Here is a 12942-nt window from a genome sequence, read left to right as displayed (position 1 = left end):
ATCCCTACATAATTTTAGTATAACAAAGCTCCTGCATACATAATTATGAAATCTTCAGGAAAACCCTTTGTATACAGGAAAAATCACAAAATATCACTACAACGTTTGCGTAAGAAGTTCTACTAAATTTTTAAGTATGGGTAATGAATTTAAGATATCTACTCTTATAAGTATAAACATAAATCAAAACCCCTTAAAACAGGGCTAATCAAACATTTAATATTATGAAAAAAGTAAACTCAAAAATCACTCTGTTAATTTTCATTTTAATAGGAATGATAATTTTTTCTTCTTGTGAAAAAGATGACCTAATTATTAATGAGAAAAATCAGGAATTAAAAGAAAATTCAACTAACAAAAGTTCTGAATCGACTAGTGAAAGTGCCAACTACTGTAGTATAAATGGCAGATCGTCCTGCGATGATAATCTAACCAATGATGGTTGTAATTTTACATCTGGTGAAGGTAGAGATATGCCTAATCAATTTCTAATGGTTGATATGTTGAATAATTGTCGTACCGAACCACTTCCTAACAATTGTAATTGGCACGGTAATCATATACAAACCAGAATTATTGAAGTCGATTTAAGTAATTGTTGTTCTCCTGCTTATGCTCTAAACTCTAGATTAGATAGCTGGAAAGGCTTAGCGATGGCCAACAGGCCAAATTCATCATACATAATTACCAATTATGAAAGAATTTCTGGTTTTATGGTGACCACTTACGGACCTTATAGAATGCGTATCAGAGTAACCTATCGCAAAAAAATATGTTTGGTTGCTCATGATCAACACCTCGAAAGAGAGTAAAGTTTTATTAATGTAAAATAACCATAAAAGCTGTTTTTGTATATCTCGAAAACAGCTTTTTAGATTCTGATACTTAAAAACTTCTACTCCTTAATAAATTATACCTTAAGGTTAACAAAGGATAACACAATCCTAAACATTTGTTTAACATCTGCAAACAATTGTGTAATACATAGCACTTAATTTTATGATGTATTTAACCCAATTAACCTTAAACGTATTACTAATGAAATGCTATTCTTTTTTAAATCCAAAAACAAAACATTTTACTGTCTTCAAGGTATTATGTTTGTGGGCTTTACTGTCATACAATATGACAGCTCAGAGCACAGTTTCAAAACCAGAAACGCTTGATTTTACAATACCTAACGACACTTATTATACAAAGAAAATTTATCCAAAAGGAACTGGTAAGTCCTTTTATAACTTTGGGGATATACTGGTTTCAAGAGCGATTTTGCCTGCTTCCAGTTTTGCTCAAGGCCCTACCTCTGGACAATATATCGGTGCGGGATTAATCAATCAGCAACCAGTTCCTTTTTCTAACAAACAACCTATTCAAGGGTTCTCTTCGGTTATAAATAATTATGATGGTACTTTTATCGTGTTATCAGACAATGGTTTTGGATCCATTGAAAACTCAGCCGACTACAATCTACGTTTGTATAAAATCAAACCTAAATTCAAAAACTTTTTTGGACGTGGTGATGGGTCTATTGATGTTATAAATTATATTGAATTGCGAGACCCAAATGGTTTAATTCCTTTTGCAATCACCAATCATTTTAGTGATGAGCGTATTCTTACAGGATCAGATTTTGATATAGAATCCATTCAGAGAACCAATAATGGAGATTATTGGATTGGTGATGAGTTTGGACCTTTTTTGTTGCATTTTGATAAAAACGGAATCCTGTTAGATCCTCCTTTTCCACTTCCTGATTTTGATAATCCAGGTAAAGAGTTACGTGCTCCTCAAAATCCATTTAGTGAAGAATCCAGTTCGCTTAGAGTTATGAATGCTATGCGTTCTCACGCAAAAACGTATGGAAGTAAAAGCCCTGTGATGTCACCATGGTTTGTTATGCTAGATGATGAAAACTCAAACACAGTTGTAGGTAGTAGAGAAAATCCTCCTTCAGGATTACAACCGGCTTCTAGCGAATTGATTAACGTATCGTCTTTAAATCGTTCTGGTCATAATGTAGTAGTATACACTGTTAATGACTTAGAAAACATGAATTTACTTCTTGAACTAGGAGTTCAAGGAATCATCTCTGATCGGCCAGATATCCTTTTAGAAGCAGTACAAAATTTTGATAAAAACGGAGACGGACAAGCTGATTTTATAGACACAGAAGGTTTAATTGATGTAAAACTTTTTGATGCACAAGGACATAGAGGTGCAAGAAATTTACGTCCCGAAAATACATTACCAGCGATGGAAGCTGCTCTTGATTACTTAATGCCAACTTTAGAAACAGATTGCGGTATCACGCAAGATGGTATTCCTGTGTTAGATCACGATCCACATATAGAGGCGGCTAAAACTAGGAAAGCAGATGGAACTTCTTACAATTATGAAGATGAAGTGCTAGTTAAAGATTTGACTCTACATGAGATTCAATCCATGTTTATTGCAGATAAAATATTAGAAGGGCGTCCAGTACAAACGAATGATCATACACTTTCTCCTGTAGCTGTTGCCTATGCCAATCAAGAAGGTTTTATTGATCCTTATATTATGCCTTCATTGCAACAATTATTTGACTTTGTAGATTTCTATATTGAATATTATAAAAACGGACCTGGAACTTCAGATTCCAAAGCCCAGCAACGATGGAAGAATGCTTCCAGGGTTCGTTTTAATATTGAAACAAAGATTAACCCAAGAACAGATACCGATGATCGAGGAGATATCTTTTCAGAGCGTACTGTGACTCCTGAAACATTTACTAAAGCGATTGCCGATGTAATTGTAGCAAATAATCTAACAGATCGTGCAGATATTCAAAGTTTTGATTTCAGAACTTTATTAATAGCTCATAAACAATATCCAAATATTGGTACTGTATGTTTGTTTGGAGATTTTCCAAAAATTGGTATTAATGGAGATGGAACCAATCTTCAGGATCAAAATGGAGATAATACTCCATGGCTAGGAGGATTATATTGGCCATACAGAAATACAAAACAGGATACTCCTTTTAGAGTTAAGAGCAGTGGTGGTTTTGAAGGAATGGCATTAACCATGAATAATAAAAAATTGCTTCCTTTATTAGAAAAACCACTTCGAGGATCAAACAACAATCTTTTGATTCATGAATTTAATTTAGATACTAAATCTTATAACAATAAAAGATTTCAATATCCTCTGAATGAAAGAGCTACTGCTATTGGAGATTTTGTTATGTTTAGTAATAAAAGAGGATTGATTATCGAACGTGATGGTTCTCAAGGAGATTTAAATGGGTATAAAGCTATTTATGAAATTGAGTTACATCAAGATTCTGAATTAATACGTAAAAGAACGAATGTAAATCTTCTAAAGATCAATGATATTCGTAGAATATCTGAGCCTGGATTAGAAGGAGATATTGGGATCGGAAAAGATTTTGCCTTCCCTTTTGTTACAATAGAAAGCGTTGTAGTTTTCAATCCATTTCTAATTGGTGTGCTAAATGATAATAACTACCCTTTCAGTGTTGGACGCCATGTAGGAACACAATTACCAGATGATAATGAATTTATATTATTATGGTTAGATCAACCTTTAGGAAGACGTTGGAAGCCTTTATCTAATGATCCTAATACTTTATCCGAAAATAATATTAAAGTATATCCTAATACATTCAAAGATCAAGTTACTTTTTCTACTACTACAAGAATATTAAAAACAGTTTCAATAAATATTTATAACCTATCTGGCAAACTAATAAAATCCCTAGCCAATAAGGAGCAAAACATGACAGATTTTAGCTATACCTGGGATGCTACTTCAGAGAATGGCATCAAAATCCCAAGTGGGATCTATATCGCTGTTATAGAGATCAATGGAGATTTCATTAAAAAGAAGTTATTAAAAAAATAAACACCTTAACCAACTATTATATCATATTTACAAACCAAAAAAAGCTGTCTTTTTAACGAGACAGCTTTTTGTATTTTAATTTTGTAATGGGTTAATTTTTAGGATATAAAAATGATTTTTCAACTTCAAAATCAACAACTCCATCTTCTTTTAAATCATAAATAATAAAAAGCTGTCCCCAATATACGCCATCGGTAAAATCTGCAATGATCCATTTATGATTCAATAATCGTACTTTATTAATACTCATATTACCTTCCATACCTGCAAAGGGAATAATTGGATTATCACTTCCTGCTTTATTTTGTCCAATAATCTGATCACTTATAGTTAGCTCTAGTTTTTTAGCATCATAACCTTTTTCTTCAAAATAACTAATTGCTTCTTCATCGCTATCCAAAGAAAAATATGTCAATTCCATGTTGACATTGATAAGAGAATCTATAATAGCTTCATTGGTCTTATCTCCTTCTTCCAGTTTAAGTTTTAAGTTTTCGATTTTTGCATCGTATGATTCTTTGGCCTTTTTAGCGTTCATAAATTGAAACAATACAAATAGTAACGTAAAAATGAACAAATAAAGAAATATCTTTCCTTTCATAGTTATATAGTGATTTTTAAATTATCGTAAGCAATAAATACATTTTCAGGCAATTGTTTTTCAACTTCTTCATGAAATCCTAACATATGACTTATATGCGTTAAATAAGCTCTCTCTGGCTCGATATCTTGGATAAATTGCAAAGCCTCTTCTAGATTAAAATGAGAATGATGTGGTTCAATTCTTAACGCATTTACTACAAGAACTTTCAATCCCTTAAGTTTTTTTCTTTCCTCCTTTTCTACTGTTTTTACATCTGTCAGGTATGCAAAATCTTTAAATCTAAAGCCAAATACCTGTAAGCGGTTATGCATAGTATTTATAGGAATAACATCCAGGTTTCCTAGCTTAAATGGCTGGTTGGTTAGTTCATTTTCAATAACGCTAGGAGCTCCTGGATATTTATTTTCTGATGAAAAAACATAGTCAAATCTTAATCTTAGGGCCTTGAGCACTCTATTATGAGCATAGATAGGAATATCTCCTTGCCTGAAAAAAAAGGGCCTTATATCATCTAATCCCATGGTATGATCAGCATGTTCATGAGTAAAAACAATGCCATCAATTCTTTTTACATTATTAGATAACATTTGTTGCCTAAAATCGGGACCACAATCGATTACATAATTATAGTCATCCCAAGAAATCATAACAGATACACGTAACCTTTTATCTTTAGGGTCATCACTTAAGCATACAGGATGATCACTACCTATAATAGGAATTCCCTGTGATGTACCTGTTCCAAGAAATATTACGTTCATAATGATTACTTATTAGCGCAAATGTAAATATATTTTTTATCTCAAAAAGCAATTGGTTTATGTTATAATTATTTATATCGATTATAAAATGTAAAAAATTGCTGTTCAGTTTTTTTTATTATAGTTCAGGGATTAGTACCTTTACACAGAACAAAAAAAGCCCGATTCACTATGCCTATTACTATCATGGGAGATAAGGAATTCGAATCTGTCCCCTCTATAAAAAGTAAAGCTCTACGAATTAATCTCAATCAGAATATCTATGGTACGTTTGCTGAAATAGGTGCCGGTCAGGAAACTGTCCGTAACTTCTTTAGAGCAGGCGGTGCCTCTGGTACCATTGCAAAAGCAATGAGTGCGTATGACAAAGACTTTAGTGATGCCATCTACGGAATAGAAGATGATAAACGCTATGTAACTGAAGCCCGCTTAAAGAAAATGTTAAGGCATGAAGTTGGCCTTATCGAAGAACGCATTGTTAGGGAAAAACACCCTAATAAACTTTTTTTTAGTTATGCTAACACTGTAGCTACTATTGATTTTGCAAAAAAATACAAAGGTCACGGTTGGGTAGGTATTCGTTACCAGGTAACGCCAAACGAAGATTATAATGAGATTACACTTCATATTCGTTTTCACGAAAATGACGCCAGGTTACAACAAATGACCTTAGGAATTTTAGGTGTTAATCTTATTTATGGCGCATATTATAAATATGATAATCCTAAAAAGTTACTAAGGTATTTGTACGATCATCTTGATAAAGATCAAATAGAAATCGATACCATTAATTTTTCTGGTCCTCGATTTAAAAAAGTAGACAATCGTTTAATGAGTTTACAGCTTGTTAAAAACGGAATGACCGAAGCAGTGATGTTTGGAGCTGATGGAAACAATATTTTACCTGCAGCTATTCTTTATAAAAAGAATATTCTAGCACTTAGAGGAAGTTTCAGACCAGTTACCCAGGTCAATATGGATATTTACAAAAAATCGCTTAATATGTTCTTGAACGAGAACAAAGTAAGTAAAGAAAAAACTGTTGTAATATTCGAAATAACCTTATCAAACTTAAGAGCCGAAGGAGAAATCGATGAAGAAGATTTCATGGCAAGAGCAAGATTGCTATGCTCTCTTGGGCAAACAGTAATGATTTCTAATTTCCAGGAATACTATCGTGTTGTTGAATATTTCTCAAACTATACAAAAGAACGTATGGCACTATCAATGGGAGTTAATAATCTTATTGACATCTTTGATGAGAAGTATTATCGTCATTTAAGTGGTGGTATTCTAGAAGCTTTTGGTAAATTATTTTTCAAGGATCTTAAAGTATATCTATATCCTCTTAAGAATCATGAAACAGGAAAACTTACTACAAGTGAGAATCTGAAAGTACATCCAAGAATGAAAGAACTATATAAGTTCTTTAAATATAATGGCAAGTTACAAGACATCACAGATTATGACCCTAGCATTATGCATATATTCTCTAGAGAAGTACTTCAGATGATACAAGAAGGAGAATCGGGATGGGAGGATAAATTACCAGAACTTGTTCCTGAAATGATTAAAGAAAATAATTTCTTTGGTTATAAATCAATAGAAACTGTTAAGTAAAACAAACACACATTCAAAAAAGGCTTCTTGTTTTATACAGAGGCCTTTTTTTATACCCCTACATCAGGTATGAGAAAGTTTCTCAGGTATCTAAAATTCAAAATAAAGCACTTATTAACATGTAAAAAACAGGGAAATATCCCCTATTAAAAAGGTATTCACCTCTAGTATTTCACCTTATAAAAAACAATTTTTGTGTCTCACTAAACACAACAAATTATGAAAATGAGGTACTTAAAAAGTGTAATAACACTTATCACAATATTATTACTACTTATCAATTGTGATGATAAAACGAAAAATATGAGTAATCTAACCGATGATCAGGTCATTCAAAAACTAGGTGATCGAAAATGGAGAACTCGAGAAGCTGCCCAAGCTGAAATCGTTAAAAGAGGAGACAAAGCAATTGCAGCATTAAGAAAAGCTACTGGTCAGGGAGATGCTGAAACCAATAAACGAGTTAGAAATGCCATTGACACCATTTGCTGGAAAAACTATAGAGTCTTAATAAAAGCGCTCGAAGGAAGTTTTCAATGGGCATACAATTTGGAAAATCCTGATAAGCACAAAGAACTCATTAAAAAAGTAGAATTAAAATTTAAACAAAGCCAATGTGATATCAAAGCTATTGTGGATTACATAGATGTAGATTTACCAAAAGAAATTGACAAATTACCTTACAAACCAGAGCAAAACAGATTGGCAAAAAATCACGTCTTATTTGTTTTTTCTTACTTCGATCAGGATTTGGATAAAGATGGTATTATGGACCAATGGGAAATAAAAAATGGTCTTGACCCAACTAATAAAGAAGATGCTAATGAAGATCCTGATGGTGATGGAAAGTCCAATAAACAGGAATATCAAAAAAATACTAACCCATATCAAAAAGATTAATTACAACCGTTCAATATGGGTTAGAATACATTTTATAATATTTGAGCAGTGTGATCTTTAGTTTTTACTTTGGTAATTACCTCTGAGATTACGCTGTTTTCATCAATTACAAAAGTCGTACGATGAATCCCGTCATATTCTCGTCCCATAAATTTCTTTGGGCCCCAAACTCCAAAAGCTTCAATTACCTTTTTATCTTCATCTGCTAATAAAGGATATGGCAATTCGTATTTATTTTTAAAATTTTGTTGACGTTTTGCGCTGTCTGCACTAACTCCAATAATTTCATAACCTTGAGCTTGAAATGTATGATAATTATCTTTAAGGTTACAAGCTTCTGCTGTACATCCAGGAGTACTTGCTTTGGGATAGAAAAAAACAACTAGTTTTTTCCCTTTATAATCATTAAGAGAAATTGTATTTCCGTCTTGATCTAAAGCTGTAAAATCGGGAGCATTATCTCCTGCTTTTAATGTTGTCATTAGTATAATATATGAGTTTCTATTTTGTTTAACAAATCTATGTAAAAATATAACAAAAATAAATATTTGATCTTAGTTTTATTTAAATTTTAATCATTGTAATTGATTATAGTAGAATGATATTTTAATATTTTAGCCTAAAAAATACTTCTAGCGTATGACCAAGCAGGAAAAGATTGATTTTACCATTAAGACACTTCAGGAATTATATCCAAAAATACCAATCCCTTTAGATCATAAAGATCCTTACACCTTGCTTATTGCTGTTCTGATGAGTGCTCAAAGTACGGATGTTAGGGTAAACCAGATCACACCACTACTGTTTGAACGTGCAGATAATCCGTATGCTATGATCAGGTTATCTGTTGAGGAAATTAGAGAAATTATAAGACCTGTTGGACTCAGTCCTATGAAATCTAAAGGTATTCATGGGCTTTCACAGATTTTAATTGATAAACATAACGGTGAGGTTCCGCAAAGTTTTGAAGCTTTAGAGGAATTACCGGCAGTAGGACACAAGACAGCAAGTGTTGTAATGTCTCAGGCGTTTGGAGTTCCTGCTTTTCCTGTCGATACCCATATTCATAGATTAATGTATCGATGGGGATTTACTAATGGAAAAAATGTTACGCAAACAGAAAAAGACGCAAAACGTATATTTCCAAAAGAATTATGGAACGATCTTCACTTACAAATCATATGGTACGGAAGAGAATATTCTCCTGCACGTGGATGGGATCTTGAAAAAGATATAATAACAAAAACTATTGGTAGAAAAACCGTTATTAATGATTACTACAAAAATAAAAGACCTGCTAAATAAATAACAGGTCTTTTATCAAAGTTTAGTTTAGAAGCGTTTCAAACTTCAAATTTTTATAATCTATAACACTTAAAGCTTTTGAGTAATTCAAAATAAAATCTACTGTAGATTTTTTTGGTACTAATTGTTTTTCTTCTTTTGCAGAAGACTTAAAGTAAAATTTTGCCATATTTCTATAATCTTAAATTAGGGTTCTTAAGATAATAACGAGGCTAATTATACTTTATTGCACGGTATAATTATTAATTTGTTAAAACAATATTATTTTTTTCGATTACCTTTCTTAAATTGATCAGCGCATAACGCATACGTCCTAATGCAGTATTAATACTTACCCCAGTTTTATCAGAGATTTCTTTAAAGCTCATATCTCTATACATACGCATTACCAGTACTTCTTTCTGATCTTCAGGCAACTCTTGAATCAAGCTTCTTAAATCTTCTTCTACCTGATCCTTAATTAATCTTTTTTCTGCATTAAGATCACCATCACTAATCACAGAAAAAATACTAAACTCTCCATTATCTTCGAATTTTGGCATACGATTTCCTTTTCTAAAATGATCAATGACCAAATTATGGGCAATACGCATTACCCAAGGTAAAAATTTTCCTTCTTCGTTATACTTTCCGTTTTTCAGAGTGCGAATCACTTTGATAAAAGTATCCTGAAATATATCTTCAGAGACATCACGATCAAAAACTTTAGAGTATATAAAACTATATATACGTTGTTTATGACGTTCGATCAAAATGGACAGGGAAGCTTCGTTTCCTTTAATGTAGTTATTAACAAGAACTGCATCAGACAGATTGTAATCTTTCATACCTCTACTTTAATTTAGTACCAACAAGCTTGGGGCTCGGGCTATGTTAAACTTAAAAAGTAAAGGTGTACAATAGGCAGTTCTATTTAGAATTTGGTTTAATTACAGGGGCTAATATAGTAACTATCATTGAAAATCAAACTATTTTTTGTTAATTTTTTTAACTAAACTTTCATTCTGGATAGGCTATTATACTTATTTAGTAATCATTATCTTTGCCCTCTTACCGCATATTTACTATGATTCAAGATATTACGACCTTAGATCCAAAGAAAAACATATTAATTAAAGGAGCTAAACTTCATAACCTCAAAAATTTAGATGCTGCCATCCCTAGAAATAAGTTGGTAGTTATTACTGGATTATCAGGATCTGGTAAATCCAGCTTGGCTTTTGATACTTTATATGCAGAAGGACAACGTAGATATGTAGAAAGTCTTTCGTCATACGCCAGGCAATTTCTTGGACGACTTAATAAACCTCGTGTAGATTATATAAAAGGAATTGCCCCTGCAATCGCTATAGAACAAAAAGTAAACTCTACTAACCCAAGATCAACTGTAGGTACAACTACAGAGATTTATGACTACTTAAAATTACTTTTTGCGAGAATTGGTAAAACATATTCTCCCATTTCTGGTAATATCGTTCAAAAAGATAGAGTTACTGATGTTATAGAATACGTAAAATCTTTTAATGAAGGTGAAAAATTATTATTGCTCGCCCCTATCTCTGTTGAAAATGGTCGAACTATTGAAGGTAAACTTAAAGTATTACAACAACAAGGATATGCACGGGTTAAAGTAAATGATACAGTAATAAGAATAGAAGAAGCAAAGGTTCAAAAAAAAGATTCTCTTTTTCTTGTAGTAGATCGTATTGTAAAAAGAGATGAAGAAGATTTTTATAATCGATTGGCTGATGCTATTGATTCCGCTTTTTTTGAAGGTAAAGGAAGCTGTTATATTGAAACTCTAACTGATAAAAGTTTACGACAATTTAGTAATAAGTTTGAGTTAGACGGAATGACTTTTTTAGAACCTAATGTTCACCTCTTTAGTTTCAACAATCCGTATGGAGCATGTCCTGAATGTGAAGGCTATGGTGATGTTATAGGAATTGATGAAGATCTGGTAGTTCCTAACACAGCTCTAAGTATTTATGAAAGTGCTGTTTTTCCTTGGAGAGGTGATAGTATGAGTTGGTATAAGGACCAATTGGTAAATAGTGCATATAAATTTGATTTCCCTATTCATAAACCATATTTTGAACTATCAGAAGAACACAAAGAATTGTTATGGAACGGAAATGAATATTTTGAAGGTATCAATAGCTTTTTTGAAGAACTAGAATCCAAAGCTTATAAGATTCAAAATAGAGTTATGCTTTCTCGGTATCGCGGAAAAACACGTTGTACAACCTGTAAAGGAAAACGATTACGTGAAGAAGCTAATTATGTGAAAATTAATGGAGCTACACTTACCGATTTGGTTGAAAAACCGTTAAATGAACTCGCTGATTTTTTTAAAGATCTTGAACTTAATCCTTATGACACTCAAGTATCTAAACGTCTTATAAAAGAAATTAATAGTAGGCTTGAGTTTCTGCAAAATGTAGGACTTCAATACCTTACACTTAACAGAAAATCAAATACATTATCTGGAGGAGAGTCTCAAAGAATCAATCTTGCGACCTCATTAGGAAGTAGTCTCGTAGGATCTATGTATATATTAGATGAACCTAGTATTGGTTTACATCCCAGAGATACAGAAAAACTTATTAAAGTATTACTATCACTTAGAGATCTTGGAAATACCGTAATCGTAGTAGAACACGATGAAGACATCATGAAAGCTGCAGACGAAATTATCGATATAGGTCCAGAAGCCGGTACATTTGGAGGAGAAGTTGTAGCAACAGGAACTTTTGACACCATATTAAAAGCAGAATCTCTAACTGCAAAATATTTAAATGGAACCATGGAGATCGAAGTTCCTAAAGAACGAAGATCTTCAAAATATTATGTCGAAATTATTGGTGCTCGAGAAAACAATCTTAAAAACATAGATGTAAAAGTTCCCCTAGGAATGTTTACTGCTATCACTGGAGTATCTGGTAGTGGAAAAAGCACATTAGTTAAAAAAATTATATACCCCTCTGTATTAAAACAATTAGGTGGATATGGTGAAAAAGCTGGAGAGTTTACTGAACTTAAAGGTAATTATAGCAATATTAAACATGTAGAGTTTGTTGATCAAAACCCGATTGGGCGATCATCCAGATCCAATCCCGTTACCTATATCAAGGCCTATGATGATATTCGTAACTTATTTGCAAATCAAAAGGTTGCAAAAATCCGTAATTATAAATCAAAGCATTTTTCTTTTAATGTTGACGGCGGACGTTGCGAAACTTGTAAAGGAGAAGGAGAAGTAACCATAGAAATGCAATTCATGGCCGATGTTCATCTCGAATGTGAAACTTGTAGTGGAAAACGATTTAAAAAAGAAGTGTTAGAAGTAGCGTTTAATGGAAAAAATATTCATGATATTTTATCCATGACCATAGATAATGCATTAGACTTTTTTGCAGAGCATAAAGAAGCCAAAATCCAAAGAAAACTACAACCGCTACAAGATGTTGGTTTAGGATATGTACAATTAGGACAAAGCTCCTCTACCCTTTCTGGTGGAGAAGCACAAAGAATCAAACTAGCTTCATTTCTGGTTAAAGGAAATACAAAAGACAAAGCACTTTTCATTTTTGATGAACCAACCACAGGTCTTCATTTTCACGATATCAAAAAATTACTTAAATCCTTTAATGAGCTTATTTCCAAAGGACATTCTATCCTTGTTATTGAACATAATATGGATCTTGTAAAATGTGCTGATTACATTATAGATTTAGGACTAGAAGGTGGTAAAAATGGAGGAGTTGTCATAGCTGAGGGAACTCCAGAAACTATTGTAAAAATAAAAGAATCTTATACTGGTCACTACCTAAAAGAAAAGCTATAATT

The 12942-nt window shown here is 32.4% G+C and carries 11 protein-coding genes; 6 read left to right on the top strand and 5 right to left on the bottom strand.

What is annotated here, in order from left to right; genetic code table 11:
- The first annotated feature begins 224 nt into the window (after nucleotides 1-224).
- Nucleotides 225-812, top strand: coding sequence for a hypothetical protein (locus U0D62_RS08120; RefSeq protein ID WP_322286764.1), 588 nt, complete (start codon nucleotides 225-227; stop codon nucleotides 810-812).
- A gap of 313 nt (nucleotides 813-1125) precedes the next feature.
- Nucleotides 1126-3903, top strand: a complete 2778-nt coding sequence (locus tag U0D62_RS08115; protein WP_322286763.1) for an esterase-like activity of phytase family protein — start codon at nucleotides 1126-1128, stop codon at nucleotides 3901-3903.
- Nucleotides 3904-3994: 91 nt separating this feature from the next.
- On the opposite strand, the gene U0D62_RS08110 is transcribed toward U0D62_RS08115, so the two are convergent.
- Nucleotides 3995-4504, bottom strand: a complete 510-nt coding sequence (locus U0D62_RS08110; RefSeq protein WP_322286762.1) for a hypothetical protein — start codon at nucleotides 4502-4504, stop codon at nucleotides 3995-3997.
- A 2-nt stretch (nucleotides 4505-4506) separates the two neighbouring features.
- Nucleotides 4507-5268, bottom strand: coding sequence for an MBL fold metallo-hydrolase (locus U0D62_RS08105; RefSeq protein ID WP_322195315.1), 762 nt, complete (start codon nucleotides 5266-5268; stop codon nucleotides 4507-4509).
- Nucleotides 5269-5439: 171 nt separating this feature from the next.
- Between U0D62_RS08105 and U0D62_RS08100 the strand changes: the two genes are divergently transcribed.
- A complete protein-coding gene (locus U0D62_RS08100) occupies nucleotides 5440-6888 on the top strand; it encodes a TonB-dependent receptor (protein WP_322195313.1) in 1449 nt (482 codons plus the stop codon).
- 303 nt (nucleotides 6889-7191) lie between these two features.
- Complete coding sequence (locus U0D62_RS08095) at nucleotides 7192-7788, top strand: hypothetical protein (RefSeq protein ID WP_322195310.1); 597 nt, start codon at nucleotides 7192-7194, stop codon at nucleotides 7786-7788.
- 32 nt (nucleotides 7789-7820) lie between these two features.
- Here U0D62_RS08095 and bcp read toward each other — a convergent pair whose 3' ends face one another.
- Entirely contained in the window at nucleotides 7821-8270 is a 450-nt protein-coding gene (gene bcp / locus U0D62_RS08090) for a thioredoxin-dependent thiol peroxidase (RefSeq protein WP_322195308.1), read from the bottom strand.
- A 157-nt stretch (nucleotides 8271-8427) separates the two neighbouring features.
- Here bcp and U0D62_RS08085 point away from each other — a divergent pair, with 157 nt between their 5' ends.
- Complete coding sequence (locus tag U0D62_RS08085) at nucleotides 8428-9093, top strand: endonuclease III domain-containing protein (protein WP_322195307.1); 666 nt, start codon at nucleotides 8428-8430, stop codon at nucleotides 9091-9093.
- A 22-nt stretch (nucleotides 9094-9115) separates the two neighbouring features.
- Here the strand turns inward: U0D62_RS08085 and U0D62_RS08080 are convergent, their stop codons facing one another.
- Both U0D62_RS08080 and U0D62_RS08075 read right to left on the bottom strand, forming a co-directional pair.
- On the bottom strand, nucleotides 9116-9262 hold the full coding sequence (locus U0D62_RS08080; RefSeq protein ID WP_322195305.1) for a hypothetical protein: 147 nt from the start codon (nucleotides 9260-9262) through the stop codon (nucleotides 9116-9118).
- 73 nt (nucleotides 9263-9335) lie between these two features.
- Entirely contained in the window at nucleotides 9336-9920 is a 585-nt protein-coding gene (locus U0D62_RS08075; protein ID WP_322195302.1) for an RNA polymerase sigma factor, read from the bottom strand.
- Nucleotides 9921-10159: 239 nt separating this feature from the next.
- On the opposite strand from U0D62_RS08075, the gene uvrA reads away from it, so the two are divergent.
- Entirely contained in the window at nucleotides 10160-12940 is a 2781-nt protein-coding gene (uvrA, locus tag U0D62_RS08070; protein ID WP_322195300.1) for an excinuclease ABC subunit UvrA, read from the top strand.
- Nucleotides 12941-12942 lie beyond the last annotated feature (2 nt).

The sequence above is a fragment of the Aquimarina callyspongiae genome, assembly GCF_034322225.1.
Taxonomy (GTDB): Bacteria; Bacteroidota; Bacteroidia; order Flavobacteriales; family Flavobacteriaceae; genus Aquimarina.
This window is presented reverse-complemented; position numbering and strand designations above follow the sequence as displayed.